Origin of the sequence: Lentilactobacillus sp. Marseille-Q4993 (assembly GCF_951230165.1) — a bacterium.
Lineage (GTDB): Bacteria > Bacillota > Bacilli > Lactobacillales > Lactobacillaceae > Lentilactobacillus.
On record NZ_CATNVB010000032.1, the window covers coordinates 1 to 22,334 of the forward strand.

Below are 22,334 nucleotides of genomic sequence, written 5' to 3' on the forward strand. Positions count from 1 at the left end.
GTTGTTATGGCTTTAAAAATATGGCCCATTTATTCATCAGAATCAGATTGATTCATGATTAGACAAAAAAAGCATCACCTTTCGGCGATGCTTCAGAAACTTCATCAATACGATTTGACTAAGTTCCATATTTTCCGAAGAATCATGGAAAATATGGTCCAGTTTATTTATCGGCGTGACTTATGTCCCAGCCTCCTTTTTATTCTCAGAATGAGTTTGATTATAATAGTTTCCCCACTTCTCCATGGTCATGATTATTGGTTCTAGGGTTTTGCCGAATTCTGTTAGTTTATATTTGGTTGTTGCCGGTAAGGATGGAATTAATATTTTATCTATAACCCCATCTTTTTCTAATTCTCTTAGTTGCAAAGCTAACATTCTCTTCGAACAATCACTCATACTTCGTAGTAATTCGCCAAAGTGAGTTGCATCACCCTTGATCAGATGATATATAATAACGCTTTTCCATTTACCAGATATAATTTGCAGAGTGCTTTCAATTGGACACCCCTCATCACAGTCGTAGATATGCCTTTTTGATTCCATTTTCAGCCCTCCAGAGTGTTTCCTGAATCTAATTATAGTTCTTTTTTTAAGTACGACTAGTGAAAAAAATGTTACTAGGTAACAAAAATTTCACGATTGTCTTCGTAAGGTGTATGGCCTATTCTAATCCTGAAGAAAGGAAGGATTAGAATGAAAGCAGTTGGCTTTAAGCAACATCTACCCATTAATAACCAAGCTAGTCTAATTGATTTTGAGGAACCGATTCCTCAGCCGAACGGACATGATCTTTTAGTGCAAGTTGAAGGAGTTTCCGTAAACCCGGTTGATACCGGAGTTAGGCGCTTTGGAAGAGGAATTCGTAAAACACCAAAAGTAATTGGATGGGATGCAGTTGGTACCGTAAAGAAGATTGGCTCAGAAGTTACTCTTTTTCGAGAAGGAGATAAGGTCTTTTATGCCGGTGATTTCAAGCGTGCAGGAAGTGACAGCGATTATCAGTTGGTTGATGAGAGAATTGTTGGCCGAGCACCTACAACCCTGTCTAATCCAGAGATTGTTGCAATGCCTCTTACATCCTTAACCGCATGGGAAGCATTGTTCGAGAAGTTACAAATCAATCCTAATGACAGACAAGTCAACAGTCATAAGACTATTTTGATTATCAATGGTGCAGGGGGAGTTGGTTCAGTTGCTACCCAGCTTGCAAAACTTGCTGGGTTGAGAGTAATAGCTACGGCTTCACGTGAGGAAACTAAAAAGTGGGTTATTGCCCACGGTGCTGACTTGGTTGCAAATCATCGCAATAATCTTGTAACTGAAGTTCATAGACTTGGAGTTAAAAACGTTGATTATATTCTCGAACTAAATAATATTGATCAGCACTGGAATGAAATGGCTGATTTAATTAAACCCTCTGGTAGAGTTGCATCAATCACGGAGAATAAGCATCCAATTGATCTAAAAAAGATGACAAAGAAACGAGTCACGTTTGCATGGGAGTGGATGTATTCAAAGTCTTACTACAGCACTGATGACGAGATTACTCAGCATAAAATATTAAATCATATTGCGGATTTACTGGATAATAAGAAGTTAAAACCAACTGAGACTAAGACGTTATCGCCAATTAATGCCGCTAATTTAAGGAGAGCTCATGAATTAGTTGAAAGTGGTAGGATGATTGGTAAGGTGGTTCTAGTAAGGTAGTAACAGCAAGTATAGATAATTATGGATAAAAATCCGATGAAATGAGATATCAAAAGCATCTTTATATGCTTGCTATCTCATCTTCATCGGATTTTTAATTTAGCTAATTCTATTTTTTAATAATGAATAAATACGAACATCAAATTTACAATGATCAGTCCGCCTCCAAACAGCAACCAGTCCATTGCGGTGATTCTAATCACCTGATAATGGGTTCGTTCTTGGTTTTCCACAAAACCGTGTGACGTCATGGCCTCCGCCAGGTTTTGTGACCACTGAATCGAAGCGAGGATTGCCTTGAAATATAGGGTTGGCGTCCAGAAGTGGAGTACCTCACCCCGCATTAACGCGGCTGTTTTAATTGTTTTGACCTCAGAAATGATTTTGGGCATTAAGTTGAACGCTGCCAACACCCCGTAGGCAAACTTGGAAGGCAACTTAAAGTCCTGTTCAAGGGTCAGCGATAGGTCGGTAATATTGGTCGTGATGGTAAACGTAGCGCCCAAAAATACGTAGGCATAGATCCGCGTAAATAGGACAAACGCAAAGTGAATGCCAGCGTCACCATACAGCCATTGGGAAACGAACAACCCAAGCGCTGGAAATAGTGGCCAGAAGATCAACCCGAGAAATTGTTTTGGGGACATCCTATGAAGGAGTAAATAAAGGAGGCTGACCCCAATCAACACTAGGTTGACAATTAGACTTTGGGTAAACGATACCTCTAGTGCCAAAATTACGACTAGAAAGAGTTTCAAGCCAGGATTCATTTCAAGACCTCCTGGTAGGTTAGATTATGAGCCGCAAAATCAACATGATAATCAATCAGGTCAATTATCCCTGAAAATTGGTGACTGATAATTATCTGCGTTTGGTTAAAGCGGATCTTTGCGTCCTTAAGGTAGCCGACAATGGTTCTCAATGAATCATAATCAAGTCCCTTCAAGGGCTCGTCCAGTAACAATACTGGGGGATTCATTATCAACATTTCGAGAATTTGCAGTTTCTTTTTCTGCCCCTCACTTAACGAATAGACGACTTGGTCCATTCTGTTATCCAGATGTAGTTCCCCAAGCATCTGGTTGATATTATCCTCAGAGTAGTTGGTAGTGAAACGATTCTTTAACGATAAATCCAGTTCTTCCTTAACGGTAATGTTCAAGAACTGACTTTCAGCATCTTGAAACAACAGGCTGACGTTTTGGGCATACTTCAACGGTTTGATTTTGGCGATGTTCTTCTTGGCATACGAAATTGTTCCCTGATATTTCGTTAGCCTCGTCATTGCGTCAAACAGGGTGGATTTACCAATCCCGTTTTCCCCAGTGACTAAAGTCGTTTTCCCCCGATAGAAATTAAAACCGTTGAGCTGGAGCAGCGAATCACCGTGGGGCTTCAAATTAAAGTCGGCAAAGTTGATAATCTTAGGATCACTGGCGCTTGGTTCAGCAACTACTGTTTCTTTTATTTTTGTTTGTTCAAATCTTTGAAAGAATGCATTTTTTTGAGTGTTATTTAACTTAGCTATATGGCGGGTAGCTGGGTCAAGATAGAAGAAGTCGTCAATGACTTCTTTGTAGTTGCTGAGATCATGGTCTGAAAGAATTATTGTTTTGCCGTGTTCCGTCTGAAGTTGTTTTAGTCTAGCAATCAAATCCACCCGCGTATCATAGTCGATGCTAGCAAACGGCTCATCGAGGACGATTACCTCTGAGTCCATCGCAATGATTGAGGCGAGTGCCAGCCTCTGCTTTTGGCCGCCCGAGAGGGTATTGATTTCCCGATTTTTCAAATCACTGATTCCCACAAACTTAAGTGCGTTATCAATGATGTCATCCATCTTAGCTGGGTCAGTCTGGATGTTTTCGAGAACGAAAGTCATCTCAGCTTTGACCGTATTCATGGCAAATTGCTGGTCAGGGTTTTGAAACATCATGGCAACGAGCTGGTTGCGGTCGCTGGCCGGAATGCTGGTAATATCCTTACCGTCAAATTGAATGCTCCCTGTTGCATTGCCCTCGACGAATTTAGGATAAAGGCCCGCAATGAACTTCAAGAGGGTGGTTTTGCCACTTCCTGAAGGCCCCGACAATAGGGAAAAGTGATTGGTTTGAAAGGTCAGGTTCTCATCCTCAAGCGTATTAGTGTTAGCTTGATTGTATTTAAAACTAAAGTTAGTTACCGAAACGTCAGCCATGTTACTCTCCTTTAGTTGGTTGATACTGATAAGTGGCTCCGGTCAAGCATGTTGACGATTGCCTTAGTCAATAATCCTCCAAAAATGAATGTTGAAATATATCTGGTTATGAACAAACCGAGAAGCATGATGATCGAGTAGTGCATGTACCCGTTTTTAATCATGTCCCAAGCAAAGGTTACAACAACTGTGGTAAAGATTGAGGCGTTAAGGCCAACCCAGTTGTACTTCTTGTAACCGGTGAGGGCGAAGCCTAATTCTGAGGCGACTCCTTGAACTAAACCAGAAATAAAGGCGCCGGCGCCCCATTGGCCACCCATGAATACTTCCACGGCTGAACCTAGAAACTCACCGATAAAGGCTGAACCGTAAGTTCTGATCAAGAACCCAGATAGTGGGCCAGCCATTGTCCAAAGACCCATGAGAATATCGTTGGCAAAAGGTGCCATTCCCATTGGGGTAAGGGCAACAGTTAAAGCAGTGTAAAGAAAACCTGCTCCCCAAAAGATGATACCGGTAAAAATAGCGATCAACGCAATGAGAATGATATTGCGTAAAGTCCACTGACTTTGTTTCTTGTTTTCCATAAAACAAGACCTCCAAAAAGTATTTCATACAAACTATGGAGAAATGTTAAGCAGATTGAATTTACGACGAAAAAAAGCCCGAGACTGAGAGTCCCGGACTGAATTAAAAATCATCGTAAATGCAATTTTTCCATTATAAATACAACGGATTATGCTCCCTTCGCTGGTACTAGCCAGATCAGGTTCGATGGGTTTTATCTCAGCCTAAAGGCACCCCAGATAGTTGTATGATCCCTGTTAGTATACAAAATTATTTGAATTTTAGCAATTCATTATTAAAACGGCCTGCGGTAAAATGATAGTTAGTACAGTTATTATTCACTTTAGGAGGAACTATTGTGGTAAAAGTAATCGCAGCCGACATGGACGGCACATTTTTAGATAGCAAGGGTGAGTTTGATACGGAAGCATTTCAAACTCAGCTGGATAAGATGGCAGCAAAGGGGATGCACTTCATCTCAGCCAGTAGCAATCCCTATTCGCACCAACTAAAGACCTTTAGCAAAAATAGTGGCCCAATTTCATATATTTGTGATAACGGCGCCCTTACCGTTGACGAACACGGTATCATTGTAAAAGAAGAGATCATCGACCCATTGTTACTTCATCAATTACTTGATTGGTTCAAAACTAAACCAGAGTTTGCCAATGCTGAGGTAACACTAGCCGGCCGCAATGGTTCGTATAACAACATGCCAGCCGACTCCGATGAGTTCAAGGCAACCAAGTACTTCTACGAAGATATGCAGGCAGTTGCTGACCTTAAGATGATTTTTGATGCTGTTTATAAGGTCGATGTCTTGTTCAAGGATGCTAACGCTTTGGAAATGGCCCTTGAAGTTAACAAAAAGTTTGGTGGGAAGCTAGTCGCTGTGTCATCAGGAATGAACGGCATCGACATCATGCTAAAAGGAGTCAGCAAGTCCGCCGCCATTGATGAGCTGCTCGCAAAGTGGCAACTTAGTTTTGATGATGTAGCTGCGTTTGGTGATAACGGCAATGATTACGAGATGATTAGTGATGCTGGTGAAGGTTACGCAGTTAAGAATGCTGCGCCTGACCTAACGGCGATGGTGCCTAATGTTCTTGAGCTAACTAATGACGAGAAAGCCGTGCAAAAGAAAATTGACGAGTATTTAGGCTAGAAACCGATTCTGCTTTGGCTCGGTTTTAAGTAATTCTGATAAGGAAAATGATGACCAGTCACTGGCGTTTCGATCCTGAAAGTAGTAACTCAGACTCGTATTATCCCACGCTGAAATGTAGTGGGTGTAGTTGAAGTTGGGATGGTCGTTCATTGATGGGTGGAACGGAATTGCGACTTCATGGAGGGTTTCAAACACGAAGTTAACGGCAACTTCAGCGTTATCACTTCGAGGCGTGCCGAGCTTTTTAATAGCAGCGTGTAGAAATCTGGTCGTTGGCGTGTTGGTAGCTTCTGGGACTTGGTGATTGGTAACTAACTGGCGGGATTTAGCGATAACCTGTTCGTCGAAGTTAGGGTCAGTCGGTTGGATGCCTAGGTAATCACCGAGGTTATTGACGTGTTGCTCGTAGGTTGGGGAGTTAGTCAGCACGCCAAGACGAGAATCAATCACGTGAAGCTGGTGGTTGATTGGTTCGACGATTAAAGTGGCCCCCGATTTATCCTGAATGATCCAGTGAAACGAGAAGACTTCGTTGCCAGCCAGCCATTCTTTGCCCACCAAGTGGACGGAGTCAAGGCCCTTCTTAAGACTTGCGATGGTGTCGTGTTCAGCGAGAACCCAGAACAAAAAGTCCTGAGGAGTTAGATTTAGTTTGCCCGTTGCGGGTTCGCTATTATAACTGGCTTTCAGCGGAAACATCAGCTCAGAACAGCTAAGCCCAGCAACGTTAACGCCATCGGCTACTAGTAGCTCACGGTCATCGACCATCCGACCACCACCAATGTATGGATACTTGATGGGACGAGTTCCTTCTAGGACCGTTGGGTAGGTTTCACTATTCATTAAAACGGGGCGCCAGTCTGCATTGACTGGGAAGTCCATTGTGCGACCAGCAATCATACTGTCGGTTAAAGTTTTCAGGGTTATACTTGTACACACAGCAATTCACCTACATTCATTTGGTTGTTGTTTTAAAAATGGTTATAAATAGTGTAAACTAAAGGCAATCACATTAAAAGGAGATACATCATGAAGTCAGCATGGAACCTGGTAGGGATGGGACTATGGCTCATTCTTATCGTTTATCTGATATGGATGATCCACGATATGCGCGCACGACGGCTAAAACTGATTGTGACGCAGAAAAAGACGTTTACTTGGGAGAACTTCACCCGGTCGGCAATTGAACTGGTAGTTTTCTTACTGGCGTTATGGGGAATGTCGTACGCTACTTTCTTCCAGGACGTTGCCAAATTAAACAAAAACGCGGTAACAACATCATACGAATACAAACCACTTATCTTGCAGTATGGTGAAAATTCGCACTACGTTACGATCTCAAATTCTAAGGGACGCAAGCCAATCCAAACTTATACATACTACGTTGATGGTGGTAAGTTCGAGGTATTTAGTAGTGACGCCACGATTTCCTATGGCAAGAATCCGTTAAGCGTACCAGCAGAGGCGTATAAGTGGAATAAAGAGTGGTTAACACACTTGGATTCTAGGTATCAGAATGCTTGGGTTGGTACCGTAACGACAACTTATAAGAAGAACTTCATTAACGGAATTGGGTTGCACGCCGGCCGTCAGGCTAATCGGTTCAATTTGATTAGAATTCCCGATAAGTCGTTTATGAAGGTAGAAGCCAAGTAGTTATGATAGAAGTAGCTTTGTGGGACAGAGATCATCTTCGGATGTTTTCCGTCCCATTTTTTTGACCATCGATTGATATAAAAAGGACCCAACGGCACCCTTCATTATTAAAAAACACCTAACATTTCAACGTTACGTTGAATTTGGGCCTAGTCAATGATAATCTGATTCAAGAGTTGTTTGAACTTTAGTGGTATGAAAAAAGTCTAAAAATTAGAACAATTTAATGATATACTAATGAAATGTTAGAAATCTTTAATCTTATATTGGAGACGATATTCTTATGAGCAAAAAAGCAAAGGGATTCACCTGGTTATTCGTTGCCGTTCTTGCCGTTGGTTTAATTAGTGGCTTCACGCTTCCCGGCTACATCAGCCATAAACAATCGGCATCACGAGTGCTTAGTCAATCGATTCCGACGAATACCAAGGAAAAATTAGATTCAAAATCGGTACGGGTAATTAACCTGAATAAGGGGAAGTACCAAGTGATAATGGGAGCCACAACCAATGATTCATTTATGTTTGGAACTAGAAAGAAAGCACTGCTTGGTTACGGTAAGACTAATGGTAACTTCTACACCAAGAACCAAATGATGAACGGAAAGTCAGCATCACTAAAAATCAATGCTCATCATTACTTCTCATACGGACGGATTCTTAGTAACGGCGAGAAACCAAGTCCTAAGGGTACGGAAATCAAAACTACCAAATTACATAATGTTAAGGTATGGTACGCAATCACCACTGAGCCAATTTCATGGCAAAGTGTTGAGGGACAGTACAATTAGGTAGATAAATAAAGTTAGATCAAGTCTTGGTATTCAAGTAGCTTGATCTTTTTTTACGCGAAAAGCATACTATTTTGACTGGTTTAGGGGTTTCATTTTCACAAGCTTTCCTTTATCATGGTGAATTGTGTCTTAATAACAAAATTAAATAGTGAAAGGAGAATCAGATGAAAAAGTTTGGTACTCAAAGCGTCATTCTCGTGTCAATCGGCATTATGCTGGGAATGAGCGAATTTATTATGGTCGGAATCATCAACGACCTGGCAGGAGACTTTCACGTCGCGATATCTTCAGTTGGCTTTTTGGTGACGCTGTTTGCGATTGTTTATGCCATTATTACGCCGGTTCTTTCGGTTGCGGTTGGTTCGCACCGTCTGTATCGAGTGATGTTGTTGTTACTGGGAATATTTACTCTGGCTAATTTGATGACGGCAGTGGCTCCTAATTTTGCAATTTTATCAATTTCAAGAATTTTAACCGCGATGGTTTCTGGAATCACCGTTTCAATCGCCATTACCTATGCGGCCGTCATTGCCCCAATGGAAAAACGGGCGTGGTTAGTGTCTTGGGTATTCTCTGGTTTCAGTATCGCTTCAGTCTTCGGCGTGCCGATTGGAACCTGGGTCAGTGAAAAAATTGGTTGGCGACTGGATTTCTGGCTGATTGTTGGGTTGACGATTGTCCTTATGATTTTATTTGCATTCTCCCTTCCAACCGAACTTCGGCAGGGTGAGTCAAAAGGACTTAAGTCGCAACTGGCAATGTTCAAAGACAAACGAATTATTTTGGGAATCTTACTGCCAACCCTTAACCTTGGTGGGGTGTACGTGGCTTATACCTACCTAAGACCAATCGTTACGGAAGGGTTAAAGTTCCAAGTTGCGTTTGTAACTCCATTCCTGTTTGTCTATGGGTTTGCGTCCCTTGCAAGTAATCAAGTGAGCGGTCGGTTAGCTAATCGAGATGGTTTGAAAACGATTGAAAAAGTTTATGTTTTACAAGCAGTTGCGTTGATTGCCTTACCACTGTTGTTCAATTTACCATGGGTGGCATTGCTATCACTAATCGTTCTTGGCTTTACTATGTATCTCCAAAACTCACCAGTTCAGCTGTTTTACTTGGCAGTTGCTGAAAAGGACTACCCTCAATCAGTGGTCTTGGCATCGTCACTTAATTCAATTTTTAGTAACCTAGGAATCGCAGTTGGTTCCGCAACGGGTTCGGTGATGCTGACCAGTTTGGGATTGAAGTCACTAGGAGTGGGTGGAATGTTGTATACTGTTGCCGCTCTTGTGGCCCTGATAATTTTGAATAGAGTTAGAAAACAAGTAAAATAATCACATCAAAAAAGAGAAGGCTAATTTTCACTTTCAAGAAAATTAGCCTTCTCTTTTTGTTTTTATTAATTGTAGATGTTTTTACATCATTCTTACGTCATCCGCAACTTCCAATCCAAGCATCAATCCCGCCAGTTTATCAGCGGTCTGGAAGTTTGGATCATTAACACCAGGGCGTGGGCTCGCCGTTGTGGCAAACCGAATCCCATCAAGAGGAACGCCCCAAATATAAATAGATGGTTGAGGTGTTCCTGTTGATGTCAGCATTTGGTCCGTGTCTTCGTTGACATCGACAGCAAACAGGCCAGTGTCCTCGTCACGCACCTTAAGTGACCGTTCGTGAATCATTGCGTTCCGTTTTAATTCTTCGAGCAATGGGTTCGATGTGTTCTCAATGTCCGCCTTTGGTACTCTGGCTTCAATTAATACTGATGATTTGAACACATCGGTATTCCGTTTTGGTGAGCCCGCAACGAACCATCCGTCCTTAGGTTTAACTTCCATTCCGGGAGCCATCACAGTAACGATACCGGCTCTGATCAAAGCTGATAGCTGAGCAGTTCGTAAGGCTGGGGCACCGACCGCAAGAAAGTTTCGGTCACGGAGAAAACTACCACGGAAGTCGCGAACAAACTCATCATTTGAAAAACGATGTTCCGCAACTAACTTTCTAAAGGTTGGCACGTAATCTCTCAGTAGTTCAAGGGTTGAGGTGATTGGGCCTGACTTGGATCCCTTCATCGCGTCACTATAAACTGAATTTAACCAATCAACAAGAACCATTTGATAGTCAGTTGTCGAAATCATTTGGACGTCTTTAAATGGATCGTTGATGTAGTCCCAATCAAAACTATCCATTTCGCTGAAACCATAGCTATCAATCACGGCTTGCTTATCAGTTGCATCAATGAATGCGCGTTTGAATTCAGTAGCACTCTTAAATGGGTAGGCGTCATCAATTAGACGAGTATAGTAATTGAGCTGCAAGTCGAGTTTTAAAAGATCGAGGAACTTTTCAAACGGTAATTTGCCGTTCTCAAGGTTATTTTCAATATTTTCGTCCGTTAGGAATACGGGCTTGAGCATTTCCCCGTACCGTTTTTCACTGATTGGTTTTGGATAGTATGGCATACCGTGGTGAGAGCCAGCAATGATTTTGGGTTCCCGTCCAGATGGTTGGTAGAACAGGTTGCCATCATCGTTTTCGATGTAACGGCCACCCCGACCAATCGTTAGTTCTGAAACGTAGTCAATAAAGGAGAGTGATAACCCTCTAATCAAAACTGGTTCACCGGCTGGTAAATCATCAACGTTTACGTCGCCCGGATGAGTTGGTTGCAGGTAAGTTAAATCGTGTTCCTCTGCGTATGACGCGAGCTTTTGTTCCTCATCATTGAGGTAATTATCTTGTTGACCGAGGGCCATAACTACCTTATTGAAGACCTCACTTTTTTCTGAAGTTTCAACTAACACCTGGTCATCTGTTTCGTTAGAAAGGTTGATTACCTGACTCTTGACCACTTCAAGGCTGACGTTATGTGGCACCTTAGTTTGTAATTCCTTGAAAACCCACTGGATGTACGCACCATAAAGAATTCGAGCGGGGTATTCATTCCCCTTGATAACTTTGGTTCCCCAAATGGTGGTCTCCTCAAAGCCAATTTCCTTCATGAAGGATTCTGATTCGTCAGTGGCAAGCCATTCGTACAGGGATGGACCGTCAAAAATCGTTGCTTTGGTATTGACTGAACTGTCTGTGAATAGGGAAACTTGGTCAGCGGGAGAATTCATAATCAGACCTTCCCACTGGTCAGTTCGCCAAACGCGACCGCCAATTCCATATGGGTCGTATAACTTGATCTCTAGTTTTTCGGATTGGTTAGTTCGGTGCTTGTATTGGTTTAATAGGGATGAGGCTACGAGAACTCCCCGAGGTCCCGCACCTACGATAGCAATTTTCATTTTAAAACTCCTATTTCTTCTATTAATAATCTTTTGGATCAACTTCGAGGGGACCGAATTCATCCGCATCTGTGTCGCGGAAGTCCCACCATTCATTTTCGTAACCGGTGAATCCGGCTGCGGTCATTGCATCATTTAAAATGGTGTAGTTCTTGAGACCTTCCTTTGTCCAGTTAGCAGTCTGGTTACGTTTGGCTAAGCCAGAAAAGTCGTCAAACGGTGTTGGCATTTCTAAATCATTGCCGTCCTTATCCGTCAACGTGATGTCGAAGGTGACGCCCTTTTGGTGACTGAAATTTGGATCCGGTTCAGCAACCCAGATAGGGTCAGGGTATACTTCGAATAGCCGGCGTTGAGCGTAGGTTGGTCGGTATGCGTCCCAAATCTTAAGGCGATATCCTTGTGGTTTGAGAGCAGCACTCGCCTTGGCTAGTTTATTAACGGTATCGATTCGCGAAATTGCTTGATCAAAATCGTATACCACTTGATGGGTGAAGTTATCGTCAGTTGCGTATTTCAGATCCACAATAATGTCGGGATCCGCGTCCTTAACGTTCATGTAACCCTGATTCTTTTTGTCTGCCATTCTGGCACCTCCGAAATTAAGGTAGATACTAATCTAATATTAATTTATTGGTTAATCATTATCAAATTTAGTTCCTCGGTAAATCCCGATATCATCGACAAATATTTTGCCGGTAAAATTAGTTGCTTCTGGTTTTGCCATGCCAACTTTTTCGTAAGCGATAGTTGAGGTGGATGCTGCTTTGATGGCAATTCCCATTTCTTTACCAGTATCGCCATTCAGTCCTGATGGGATGTCGATAGCGTGAATCTTAGCGGTTGAGGCGTTGGCCTTGGCAATCACGTCTTTGTATTCGCCCTCAACGTCACGAGCCAAGCCGCTACCAAAGAGGCCATCAACAATGGTCGTGTAGTCATTGAAGTCAGTGTCAGTATCAACGATTGGAATCTGGTAGTACTGACAGACTTTTAGCTGGGCACGGTGGTCTTCACTGGAGTGGTCAGGATTGCCGACCAATAATAAGTCAACGTCGTAGCCGTGGGTATATAACAAACGAGCCACAACAAGCCCATCACCACCGTTATTACCGTTGCCGACCAGCACCAGAGTTTTGGTTAAGTCTAACTCTGGGTTAGTTTGCATATCATTATAGATACCAAGGGCGGCCCGCTCCATCAAAACGAGGGATGGAATACCAATTTCCTCAATTGTTTTCTTATCGAGATCTCGTGATTCTTGAACTGTGATCAAATGACTCATTGTCGCTACCTCCTGCCAAATTTATCTCTAGTTCAATAGTCAGCTAAACCATTTCGAAATGCAAGTAAGGTTTACGTTTTCATGTAGTATAATCTAATTGACAAAAGAATGGAGGAATTATGCATGGAATTAGATGTTCCTTTGAATATGGACGAAGTAAATCAAAAGGTCAGCGAGCTGAAAGCGGCTGGCAAGGAAGCAACTGTGGAAGATGTTATTTACGATACGATTTTGCAGTCGTTCCAGGGGTATCTTGATGAGGCCGAAGAGGGTCATTATGATACGGCAAAACTGGTGGATGGAGAACTGGGTGTGTATGGGATAACGGATAAGAAGACTCATACGGTTGACCCTTTCTCCACCGATTGGATTGAGGATTTTAAGGCAAACGCAGATGCGGTTTTTGCGTATTTGGCGGATTCGGCGGATGAAATAGCGAAGGAGGGATAGGAAGCCCTCCTTTTTATATTGTTTTTATGATGTTTTACTAATCACAGTCCATATTGACCTTGGAACGCCATGGGGATAGGTTTGAGCCTGTAGTCTCAAACTCTACCCTTGTTCTAACCAAGCTTGACGCTTGGAAGAACAATTTCATGGCTGAAGGTCATATGGACTTTTGTGATTAGCGGCAGCGGAATCAATAAAGGACGGTAACCAATTGATATTGTTACATTCACTCCGTTGGCCATTTATGATTCAGCGTTTGCTTAACCCATCATTAGGTGGTTGAGTTTTCAACCGTAGAATCCTATAATTAGTAATCGTAAGGCGTCCTTAGTGTAATGGATATCACATGAGATTTCGGTCCTCATGATCCGAGTTCGATTCTCGGGGGACGCATAAGTACAAAATGTTGATATGTTGGGGATCTGCATATTAGTCCAAACATATAAAATATAACGATTGGTTCTTATCTAAATACAACACTAATTTATGAGAATACTATTTATCGGCCAGCAAAGCTATATGCGTCTGCTGGCCTTTCTTCTGTGCTCACTTGGCTTTCAAATTTATTGAAAGCTGATTGTTCCTAGGAATTCTAGGTACGCAAAACGATTATTTTCAAGTGTTTTAGTTAGGGCGAAAGCCATAGGGTCGAAGGCGTAGGCATCTTTAGGGGTACAAAAAATGTAAACTTCAACACTAATACACACTTGTTTCGTATTTGTAGCGAACTTGTCTAAAATATATGATTTACTAATTCATATAGGTAAAGGAGATGACAATATGTATACGATTAATCAAGTGATGTCCATTGTATATCATAATGAGTCAGCCGCAGTTTTGATGGCATTTATGACATATGCATTCGGATTCGCACAGTATATTACTAGCATGGTGATGCAGGTTAAGGGTAAGGAAGCACCTTTTTATTTTTGGATGCATGCTTGGTATTTTGGCCATGACCTGACGTTTTCATTATTATTTCATCAGTGGTTTACCACAATTCATTTTTGGCTGTTCGAGGTTTTATGGGCAGGCTGCGTGGCATTTGTGGGAATTGAGATATTTTCATTGTATTACTCAGTTAAATATGAAAGAAATACTATTTGGAAAAAATATCTTAAACACGATGTGTCTACAGGTGAGGGATGGCGTTATGGTATAGTTGGATATGCATTAGGGTTCTCACTGTTTTTCCTCATTCGATTGGGACTTGGTGACCAAATGTGTCTAATTCTCATGATGTCTACGAATGCAATTCTTGCCTTGGCTGTTTCATTTAAGCTCCAGGAAATGGGAAGTCGACGCTATGGAACAATTATGCTTGGATGGTTCACTTTGTCTGGCACGATATTTACTTTCCTGCCAAAGGGACTGGGATTCTTTGCGACCCTTATTCCTCCACTGGATGGTAGCTGGTTCACAGTTTTAGGAATTATTTGCACGTTATTTGCAGTTCGTTACTTAGTAATTGCATTTCGAATGCCAAAAACAACAGGACAAACAACGGTTGGAATATAGATTTATCAATCGATGAAAAAGAATGGATAAAATACAAAAGCACAGTCTAGATTTGCATTAGGATGTGTGACTTAGAGGCAATTATATTCAAAAAATAAAATTAGCTCACGAGCATTCCCAAACGGTACATCAGTTGGGTCATTACTCGTGAGCTAATTCTGTTTGTAACTATAGTTTTTTAAGTTAGACTTAATTAATATCCATTACCCTCAAAAGTGCCTTCTGCCTTTAGCTTGCCATTCTCAATCTTCGACAAGCCAAGCCAATCGCCACTAAATAGGTTGTGTTCGTTGATTGATCCAGACAGGAATTTTTTTAGTCGCTGTTGCACTTAAGGTTTAAATTCAAGCCTCCAAACAATGGCTTGCTCACAGTTAGGATAGTTAACTGTGAGGTGGCCAGGAATTGTTTGCTTTTTCCCGAATCCTGCTATTATATAAAGGGTAATAACATAACCTAGAGGAGGGACATATCATGGATGATTTATACACCAAGGTGAAAGCCGCCGAGAATCGACTAAGCACCTTACCGTTCACATTTTCTATTGGTGCCGAACACTTTTCGGTTAAAGATCTACAGGAGTGGCAGCGACGGGAGTACTTAAAGACGGCTAAGCTACTTAATAAACTAGTCGGCACGGATTTGAAACTAACTGCGGAGATGCCGCTTGTGGATATGAAGACAGCGGTGATTGCTGAGAAAATTAGAGTCGGTCAGGATACCCTCAAGGACGCCCTAGAAAGCCAAACTAAGCTGGCAAACTTGGCATCAAAGGTTGGGGTAATCACATCTTTGAAACGGAATAAGGTGGCGATTGCTGATATTTATTTAGATAACAGTCCAATTTCTGCCAAAGAGATTATTTCAACGTTTAATCGGATGATGACTGAAAATAGTAGTCAAAATCAGTATTATAATTTCAAGGCTAATCCAAATCACTTTTATAGTACCGGTTCAGCTAGTGATCAGACGGTGGTCGAAATGACTGGCGGGACAAGGATTGCTAACCAATTTACGTTACTATACGGTAAGGAAAAGGGACTAAAGACAAAACGGAATAGGAGCTTTACCTATCAAGCGGTTGGAACTGGCCAGCTAGACGATGGGTTTATAATTGGTGGTGTTCGTCATGAAATGACCGATGAAAGCAATCGATTCCACGCTCGCTTGCAGGTTGAATTTCCAGCAATATTACCAAACTTTATTATTAGACAGCACGCGGTTCATTTATTAGTTGAATTTAGTAATTGGTTGACTGACATTGTTATGCTCCACGAAAAATAGTTTTTCCGGACGGGTTATTGATTAATTATTGTTTAGATGTATACTATATTTGTTTAGAGATAAACTATACTTAATATAGTTAACTTGGGAGGCATAATGATTTCTAATGACGTTTTGAAACGGTTGATTGAATCCTTTATCAAGGTCAACAACCAGATGGACCATATTCAGAAGGTACCGATTAACATCTTAGGTGATGTGCAGATCAGTACGCGTGCATTACACCTTTTAGTTACGATTGGTAATTATGATAATTCAAACGTAACAATGATAGCTGATAGACTTGGGATAACTAAAGGTGCCGTTTCCCAGCAAATCAAGAACTTGCGGAGAGAGAATCTGATTAAAATCAACTACGCTGATGGAAATAAAAAGGAAAAGTTATTGTCGCTGACCTCAAAGGGGATGCAAGTGTTTGATGCTCATGAATCACTTCATCAGGACCTTTACGCAGAAATCAATAATAACTTGGCCAAACTCTCAGGTGAGCAACAAAAGCTCATTTTGGATACGTTGAATGACGTTTCAGGTAGCATTGCTAAGTATCAGGATCAGTTAGCTGCTGATCATGATTCAGCAGAGAAAAAGTGAATTGAAAGGTGGATTTTTTGATGTCAAAGGTAATTCTTGTTGGTGGTAACGGGTACATCGGAACTGAAATTACAAAACAGTGGGTTAAACGCGACCCTGAATCAGAGTTTTATGTGACTAGCAGAAGTGATAGAGAATCAGTTAAGGGTGACAATATTCACCATATCAAGGTTGATGTTAACGATGCTGAAGCATTTGAAAAAGCTCTTCCTGACACGGCTGACTATATCGTTTGCTTAACTTACGGTAGTATGGACGCTGTTAAAAATATTCGGGCATATGCTGAAAAGCACCATGTTCAAGCAATTGGTAACATCAATGCTATTGTTTTGCATGGGACTTCCGATTTTTCAGAGATGAAGCAAAAAGAGCTCGACTATCTTCTTGAAAGTGATGTTCGAGTTGAAAATGTTAATCTGACAACTGCATTTAGTGCGGATCGAAATGATGAGATTGGCAAGGAAATCAAGGCCGGCAAGCGAAACGAAAATTCACCAATGCACGTTTCAGTGGTCGCTCGAATGATGATTGATCAATTGACACAGGCTTGGTTAGTTGGTTAAAGAATAGACTCAAAGAAACATCCAAAAAAATTAGCCAAATTTTACTTACTTTACAAAATTACTCCAATGAAGATATTAAGCGGATCTCGAAGGGGTGGTAATTCAATAAGTAAATTTAGACGCTGAAGGGTATAATTTCTGGGTACTAAAAAAACGTTACCGAATAATTCAGTAACGTTTTTTTCTTTCGGGGAAGAAAGCTATTTTTATGTGGGAAATTTTATTACGGCGTCCGAATATTTACGACTGAAATTAAAATCTACAAATTCCAAGCAAGAAAAATACTTGGGGTGATGCTAGGAATTGCATTGAAAATAGACCAATCGTAATGTGTTGGGAAGGAAAACAATAATGAGTATGTCGGAGCCTGCTTCCCTGTGAGAACCAACTTGTTCTTAGTCAAATTAGTCAATGTTATCGACTAATTTGAACTTCATTGTAGTTTAAACCCCAAAAAGTAGGTTACAAAAAACACGAGAATGTGTACTAACTAACAATTAAATAGTCGAAGTTCTTTCCTAGTTCGGCTTTTTAACCGTGAGGGGGGATAGGCCTGTTTCTGATGCCTACAAGATAGTAGATTTTCTGCTCCTAAGGTGTTATTTTAGTGCCATGAATTATCGGTGGGAACGGGAGATAAATCAATGATAATATTTATGATTATTTCAATGGTAGCAGGATTCCTGCTTGCCAACCAAAATCCAATCAACTCTGATATGCGAGCAGTTGTGAGGTCACCATTTATCGCAGCAACGATTTCGTTTGCGATTGGAACGATTTTTTTAGCAATTATTTCAGGAGTAACTAGTGGTCAAGTGTTGCCAAGTGGTGAGTTTATCAGTAGCCATCCAGCTTGGATCTGGCTTGGCGGGGTGTTTGGTGCAGTCTATTTAACCTCCAATGTGTTACTTTTTCCAAAGATTGGGGCAATTCAAACAGTGATTCTGCCCGTGCTTGGCCAAATTGTTATGGGAACGTTGATTGACTTCTTTGGCTGGTTTGGAACGGAAAAGCTACCAATGACGATTTCTAAATTGGTGGGGATCATTGTTCTGGTTATTGGGGTTCTAATTGCTGTGGTTTTACCAAGTTTGAAAAATAAAGATGTCCGCAAGTTTGACTCGGATACAACGAACCAAGAAAGTAAACCAATGTTGATAGGTTGGCAACTCTGGGCAATTATCGCCGGTTTCTTATCTGCTATGCAGCAGGTGATCAACGGCCATTTAGGAACTCTGCTGGGGTCACCTAGTCAATCTTCGTTTATCTCATTTGGTGTCGGAGCAATTTTGATTGCCATTGTTGCGTTGGTGGTTGATGAACGAGTGCCAACGATAATTGAACTCAAGCAGGCTCGCTATTGGAACTGGTTGGGTGGTTTTCTGGGTGCCCTGTTTGTGTTTGCAACGGTTATCTCCGTTCCTAAGATTGGGGCAGGGTTGACGATTATGATGGGATTGATTGGCCAAATCTTTGGTTCGATTTTAATTCAGCAGTTTGGCTGGTGGCGGTCAATTAAGAATCGAGTGGTGCCTGCTCAAATTGTTGGTCTGGTTGTTATGATGATTGGAGTTGTCCTGGTCAAACTTGGCTAGATTATATTTCGCCCTGATTTCTGTTATTCTTAATCTATAACGTAAATCAAGGGGAGAATAATTATGGATAACGCAGACCGAAAAGCAAAGCACTTAGTGTATCTAGCAACTGATCCAGCCGTTAATGGTAAACAGCCGGAGTACCTTGACCAGGTGTTTGAATACAATCAAATTAAACCATCTGACCAAGAGAAGAAAGCCGCAATGCTTAAGGAGATGTTCGCTGAAATTGGCGAGCATTGTTACATTGAAACGCCTTTCCATGCCAACTTTGGTGGCCGAAATGTCCACATGGGCATGGGAGTTTATGCCAACTTTAACCTAACCCTTACGGATGACACTGATATTTATATTGGCGACCGGACAATGATTGGACCTAATGTCACGTTGGCCACAGCAGGTCACCCAATTAGACCGGACCTTCGAATGGAAGGCTACCAATATGACTTTCCAATTCATATTGGTAAGAACGTCTGGCTTGGTGCAAACGTTGTGGTTTGCCCAGGGGTGACGATTGGCGACAACACGGTAATTGGCGCTGGTAGCGTGGTTACTAAGGATATCCCAGCTGATGTGGTGGCGTTTGGCTCGCCATGTAAGGTGGTCCGTGAAATTGGTGACCGGGATAGGGAGTATTACTTCAAGAATCATAAATTGGATATTTAGTTCAGGGCAACCAAACTTGGTTGCCTTTTTAATTTGCAAGATTCATACAAGTTTCACAAAATTTTACTGGTGTTTGAGTGCATATGCTATTAAAGTTATATATTGAAACTATCTCAAAGATTTAAAAAAATTGAATAAAGAGGTATTAATGATGGCATATCAGACAGAAGTTGTTGTAGTTGGTGCGGGAGCCGGCGGCATGGGTGCTGCCCTAACCGCCGTTGATGCTGGCAAACAGGTAATCTTATTGGAAAAGGGAAATAAGATTGGTGGAGCAGGGATGTTCGGTGCTCAGGGCTTGTTTGCGGTTGAAAGTGACCAACAAAAGGCAGCTGGCAGTTCGTTCACAGTGAGGGACGCATACCTTGAGATGATGGATTACACCCACTATCGCTCAAACCCTAATATTACCAAGGCGATTCTAGCAAAATCAGCAGATACGATTAATTGGCTAGACCAGCACGGTTTGCAAACTGAATTAGTAAATAATACTCAGGAAGTTCATCAGTCCCGGCCAAAGGTGTACCACCAGTACATTGACAAGTTTGCGGCCTTCGACCGGATGATCAATTACTTCCAAGAAAAGGGTGGCAAATTACTGACGGAAACAGCTGCTAAGAAGGTTCAAACTAAGGATGGCCAGGTTAGCGGCGTTGAAATCGTTCATGATGGCAAGACTGAAGTCATTGAATGTCAAGCGGTTATTGTTTCTGATGGTGGCTACATTGGCAATGCTGACATGGTTAAGGACACCCTAACGATAGATAGTAAAGATTTGTACAGCATGGGTGAGCGAAAAGCGACTGGCGATGGGATTCGGATGTTAGCTGAAATTGGCGCGGACACTAGTAGTGTCGGTACGTTTGAAAACCACGCCGCGTCAGTTGATTCGCACGATAATCCTAAGTGGCACAACCAGACGATTTTTACGCTAACTAACCTACCATTTATGTGGGTCAACCGTGAAGGTGATCGGTTCGTTGATGAATCGGTGTGCTATGACTTTGCGTTGTGGGGCAATATCACTTACACAATGGGTGGATTTTACTACTTCCTGTTGGATCAAAAGACAGTTGACTATTTGCAGAATAATGAATTAGACTGGACGGATTCGTTTGAGCGGACGTTCAAGAGTTTGCAACATGAGGCGGTAACTCACAAGGTTGGTCCGTTTGAAAAGATTGACTCTGATTTGCAGGAGGCAGTGGATAACGGTGCAGCTTGGAAGGCTGAATCGCTTGATGAGTTAGCTACAAAATTGAACGTACCGAGTGATGAATTAAAACAAAGTGTAGACTCATACAATCAGTTGGTTGAAGCTGGTGAAGATAACCAGTTCTATAAACCAAGCAAGTTCGTGAAGTTTTCAGTTGAGCAAGGGCCATTCTATGCGGTTCGGGCAAACTCAACGTCATTGGGAACGATTGGTGGCATTAGAACCAATGAAAAGATGGAGGCCCTAACCCCTGATAACAAAGCCGTTTCCGGTGCTTACGTGGCTGGAAACAATGCGACTGGAATGTACGATACTTCCTATCCAACGATGGAGGGGATTAGTTGTGCGTTTGCTTGGAATTCGGGAAGAATTGCGGCGGAGTCGGCGGTGGAACGGCTAAATAAGTAAAATAAAACAAGGACACTAGCAAAAATGCCAGTGCCCTTGTTTTTGTTAGGCTTGATAGGAGATGTTTTCCGAGAAAGTGGTCCCATCACTGACTGAGTCCATGGTTTCAGAATTATCTGATTCGTCAGTCACAATTTTAATTGAGCTTGGTTTGAGAGTTGTAGTTGATTTACCCAACAAGACCAATACATATTCAATTCTTTTTGCATGAGCAGCTATCGTATCAGTTGATCCAGTATCAGAAATTGAATCATCAGTTGAACTAATCTGGTATCCGTTTGGGAAAATCAGTTGCTTCACGCCACCGTACTCAATGGATTGATTTGTATTGTTATTAACCACATACTCAATTTTGATTCTTGAATAATTGCGAGGCATTATTCTATCTTCCTTATCAAAAGTAGCCGCAGCTTCATCAACCTGATCATCAGTGTGGGCCTCAACTGTATCAACTTCGGTACTTTTGACTTTGACAGTTAAGGGCCCATCACTAAATTTGGTGTTTGGTTTTGTGCCAAGTCCAATTAGAGTTGCTTTTCCCAAAACTGGACTGTCCTTCCACTCCCCAATTTTTGAGGGATGTTCTAAGGAATTTGATGGAATTTCGTTTGGATCAACTTCCTTTTGCTTAGGTTTTGACTTATGAACTGGCTTAGCTGCTTGTTTTTCAGTGGTGACTGGAACTACTTCAGCTTTATCGCGATTGTTTAGTGCGTATAAAGATGAAACGGTGGTAATGCTTAACACGATTACTATCCAGACCATCCAGTTTTTATACCAAATAGGAGTAGCCACATTGTGCTGTGGTCTACTTTTACTATCTTTCTTAACAGGGCTACCTTGCTTTGAAGTTTGTGATACGTTGGTGCTTAAATCAACTTGATCAAAGCCACAAAATGGGCAGTATTTGGAAACTGCAGGAATGGTTTTACCACAATTGAGACAAAACTTACTTTCGTTATTCATGAGACATCCTTTAGAATATGTATTTGGCTGTTAAACTCATCTTGGAATCGCAGAAGTCCAAGAAGTAAAGCAGTTTAAACGGCACAAGTAATACTATATCTAAATAAAAGTAATATCGTCAATAAGTATTTTGTTCAGACTGTACTTGCATATTTCTTTTTGTACTTACCTGGGGATACCCCAACCTTAGTGCCGAACGTTCGAATAAAATTACTATAATTACCAAAGCCACTTTTATTACAAGCATCAGTGACTGTCGAACCCTCACGCAGAACTTCCTTGGCCAACTCGATTCGTTTTTCGATAACATAGGTGTGAATAGAGACATTCATATATTTTTTAAAGTATTGATCAATGTAATTTGGATTCAAGTAAAATTCCTGGCTTAATGCCGCTAAGCTG

General features: G+C 41.6%; 24 protein-coding genes, 1 tRNA gene and 1 riboswitch. Of the genes, 14 read left to right on the forward strand and 11 right to left on the reverse strand.

Annotation, left to right across the window (positions count from 1 at the left end):
• Positions 1–180 precede the first annotated feature (180 nt).
• Complete coding sequence (locus QOW94_RS09240) at positions 181–546, reverse strand: winged helix-turn-helix transcriptional regulator (RefSeq protein ID WP_283680121.1); 366 nt, start codon at positions 544–546, stop codon at positions 181–183.
• A 150-nt stretch (positions 547–696) separates the two neighbouring features.
• Here QOW94_RS09240 and QOW94_RS09245 point away from each other — a divergent pair, with 150 nt between their 5' ends.
• A complete protein-coding gene (locus QOW94_RS09245) occupies positions 697–1,713 on the forward strand; it encodes a zinc-binding alcohol dehydrogenase family protein (protein ID WP_283680123.1) in 1,017 nt (338 codons plus the stop codon).
• A gap of 116 nt (positions 1,714–1,829) precedes the next feature.
• On the opposite strand, the gene QOW94_RS09250 is transcribed toward QOW94_RS09245, so the two are convergent.
• Genes QOW94_RS09250 through QOW94_RS09260 form a run of 3 tightly spaced genes read right to left on the reverse strand, consistent with a single transcriptional unit; the run spans position 1,830 to position 4,497 of the window.
• A complete protein-coding gene (locus tag QOW94_RS09250; protein WP_283680125.1) occupies positions 1,830–2,483 on the reverse strand; it encodes an energy-coupling factor transporter transmembrane component T family protein in 654 nt (217 codons plus the stop codon).
• Entirely contained in the window at positions 2,480–3,910 is a 1,431-nt protein-coding gene (locus tag QOW94_RS09255; RefSeq protein WP_283680127.1) for an ABC transporter ATP-binding protein, read from the reverse strand. The genes QOW94_RS09250 and QOW94_RS09255 overlap by 4 nt, the downstream gene beginning before the upstream one ends.
• Before the next feature lie 11 nt (positions 3,911–3,921).
• On the reverse strand, positions 3,922–4,497 hold the full coding sequence (locus QOW94_RS09260) for an ECF transporter S component (RefSeq protein WP_283680128.1): 576 nt from the start codon (positions 4,495–4,497) through the stop codon (positions 3,922–3,924).
• Positions 4,498–4,634: 137 nt separating this feature from the next.
• Positions 4,635–4,725, reverse strand: a riboswitch (TPP riboswitch).
• 110 nt (positions 4,726–4,835) lie between these two features.
• Here QOW94_RS09260 and QOW94_RS09265 point away from each other — a divergent pair.
• Positions 4,836–5,642: an HAD-IIB family hydrolase gene (locus QOW94_RS09265; protein WP_283680130.1), complete on the forward strand. Its 807-nt coding sequence runs from the start codon at positions 4,836–4,838 to the stop codon at positions 5,640–5,642.
• On the opposite strand, the gene QOW94_RS09270 is transcribed toward QOW94_RS09265, so the two are convergent.
• On the reverse strand, positions 5,634–6,584 hold the full coding sequence (locus QOW94_RS09270) for a linear amide C-N hydrolase (RefSeq protein ID WP_283680132.1): 951 nt from the start codon (positions 6,582–6,584) through the stop codon (positions 5,634–5,636). The two genes, QOW94_RS09265 and QOW94_RS09270, sit on opposite strands and share 9 nt — an antisense overlap.
• 90 nt (positions 6,585–6,674) lie before the next feature.
• On the opposite strand from QOW94_RS09270, the gene QOW94_RS09275 reads away from it, so the two are divergent.
• The 3 genes from QOW94_RS09275 (at position 6,675) to QOW94_RS09285 (ending at position 9,428) form a co-directional block, all read left to right on the forward strand.
• Positions 6,675–7,301, forward strand: a complete 627-nt coding sequence (locus QOW94_RS09275; RefSeq protein WP_283680134.1) for an LVIS_2131 family protein — start codon at positions 6,675–6,677, stop codon at positions 7,299–7,301.
• Between the two features lie 283 nt (positions 7,302–7,584).
• The gene (locus tag QOW94_RS09280) at positions 7,585–8,091 is read left to right on the forward strand and encodes a hypothetical protein (RefSeq protein ID WP_283680135.1); all 507 of its coding nucleotides are present in this window, start codon (positions 7,585–7,587) and stop codon (positions 8,089–8,091) included.
• A 167-nt stretch (positions 8,092–8,258) separates the two neighbouring features.
• A complete protein-coding gene (locus QOW94_RS09285) occupies positions 8,259–9,428 on the forward strand; it encodes an MFS transporter (RefSeq protein ID WP_283680136.1) in 1,170 nt (389 codons plus the stop codon).
• A gap of 81 nt (positions 9,429–9,509) precedes the next feature.
• Here the strand turns inward: QOW94_RS09285 and QOW94_RS09290 are convergent, their stop codons facing one another.
• From QOW94_RS09290 to QOW94_RS09300, 3 genes are read right to left on the reverse strand one after another with little or no spacing between them, the layout of a single operon-like run.
• Positions 9,510–11,390 carry an FAD/NAD(P)-binding protein gene (locus tag QOW94_RS09290; protein WP_283680137.1) on the reverse strand — a complete coding sequence of 627 codons (1,881 nt, stop codon included), beginning with the start codon at positions 11,388–11,390 and terminating at the stop codon, positions 9,510–9,512.
• 22 nt (positions 11,391–11,412) lie between these two features.
• Positions 11,413–11,976, reverse strand: a complete 564-nt coding sequence (locus tag QOW94_RS09295) for a M15 family metallopeptidase (RefSeq protein WP_283680138.1) — start codon at positions 11,974–11,976, stop codon at positions 11,413–11,415.
• A gap of 51 nt (positions 11,977–12,027) precedes the next feature.
• The gene (locus QOW94_RS09300) at positions 12,028–12,675 is read right to left on the reverse strand and encodes an NAD(P)H-hydrate epimerase (protein WP_283680139.1); all 648 of its coding nucleotides are present in this window, start codon (positions 12,673–12,675) and stop codon (positions 12,028–12,030) included.
• 123 nt (positions 12,676–12,798) lie between these two features.
• Here QOW94_RS09300 and QOW94_RS09305 point away from each other — a divergent pair, with 123 nt between their 5' ends.
• The 3 genes from QOW94_RS09305 (at position 12,799) to QOW94_RS09315 (ending at position 14,643) form a co-directional block, all read left to right on the forward strand.
• Entirely contained in the window at positions 12,799–13,125 is a 327-nt protein-coding gene (locus tag QOW94_RS09305) for a hypothetical protein (RefSeq protein ID WP_283680140.1), read from the forward strand.
• A gap of 321 nt (positions 13,126–13,446) precedes the next feature.
• Positions 13,447–13,518: transfer RNA gene (locus tag QOW94_RS09310), tRNA-Arg, on the forward strand.
• A 387-nt stretch (positions 13,519–13,905) separates the two neighbouring features.
• Positions 13,906–14,643 (forward strand): hypothetical protein, encoded by a 738-nt coding sequence (locus QOW94_RS09315; RefSeq protein WP_283680141.1) that lies wholly within the window; start codon positions 13,906–13,908, stop codon positions 14,641–14,643.
• Positions 14,644–14,836: 193 nt separating this feature from the next.
• Here QOW94_RS09315 and QOW94_RS09320 read toward each other — a convergent pair whose 3' ends face one another.
• Positions 14,837–14,974 carry a hypothetical protein gene (locus tag QOW94_RS09320; RefSeq protein ID WP_283680143.1) on the reverse strand — a complete coding sequence of 46 codons (138 nt, stop codon included), beginning with the start codon at positions 14,972–14,974 and terminating at the stop codon, positions 14,837–14,839.
• 143 nt (positions 14,975–15,117) lie between these two features.
• Here QOW94_RS09320 and QOW94_RS09325 point away from each other — a divergent pair, with 143 nt between their 5' ends.
• The 6 genes from QOW94_RS09325 to QOW94_RS09350 all read left to right on the forward strand — a co-directional run bounded on the left by QOW94_RS09325 (position 15,118) and on the right by QOW94_RS09350 (position 20,966).
• Positions 15,118–15,927, forward strand: coding sequence for a hypothetical protein (locus QOW94_RS09325; protein ID WP_283680145.1), 810 nt, complete (start codon positions 15,118–15,120; stop codon positions 15,925–15,927).
• A gap of 96 nt (positions 15,928–16,023) precedes the next feature.
• Positions 16,024–16,518: a MarR family winged helix-turn-helix transcriptional regulator gene (locus QOW94_RS09330; protein ID WP_283680146.1), complete on the forward strand. Its 495-nt coding sequence runs from the start codon at positions 16,024–16,026 to the stop codon at positions 16,516–16,518.
• A 20-nt stretch (positions 16,519–16,538) separates the two neighbouring features.
• On the forward strand, positions 16,539–17,081 hold the full coding sequence (locus QOW94_RS09335) for an NAD(P)H-binding protein (protein WP_283680147.1): 543 nt from the start codon (positions 16,539–16,541) through the stop codon (positions 17,079–17,081).
• A 644-nt stretch (positions 17,082–17,725) separates the two neighbouring features.
• Positions 17,726–18,676, forward strand: coding sequence for a DMT family transporter (locus tag QOW94_RS09340; protein ID WP_283680148.1), 951 nt, complete (start codon positions 17,726–17,728; stop codon positions 18,674–18,676).
• Between the two features lie 63 nt (positions 18,677–18,739).
• A complete protein-coding gene (locus QOW94_RS09345; RefSeq protein ID WP_283680149.1) occupies positions 18,740–19,342 on the forward strand; it encodes a sugar O-acetyltransferase in 603 nt (200 codons plus the stop codon).
• Positions 19,343–19,493: 151 nt separating this feature from the next.
• Positions 19,494–20,966: an FAD-dependent oxidoreductase gene (locus QOW94_RS09350; RefSeq protein ID WP_349630360.1), complete on the forward strand. Its 1,473-nt coding sequence runs from the start codon at positions 19,494–19,496 to the stop codon at positions 20,964–20,966.
• Positions 20,967–21,011: 45 nt separating this feature from the next.
• On the opposite strand, the gene QOW94_RS09355 is transcribed toward QOW94_RS09350, so the two are convergent.
• The gene (locus QOW94_RS09355) at positions 21,012–21,932 is read right to left on the reverse strand and encodes a zinc ribbon domain-containing protein (RefSeq protein WP_283680151.1); all 921 of its coding nucleotides are present in this window, start codon (positions 21,930–21,932) and stop codon (positions 21,012–21,014) included.
• Between the two features lie 134 nt (positions 21,933–22,066).
• Positions 22,067–22,303: a helix-turn-helix domain-containing protein gene (locus QOW94_RS09360; protein WP_283680153.1), complete on the reverse strand. Its 237-nt coding sequence runs from the start codon at positions 22,301–22,303 to the stop codon at positions 22,067–22,069.
• Positions 22,304–22,334 lie beyond the last annotated feature (31 nt).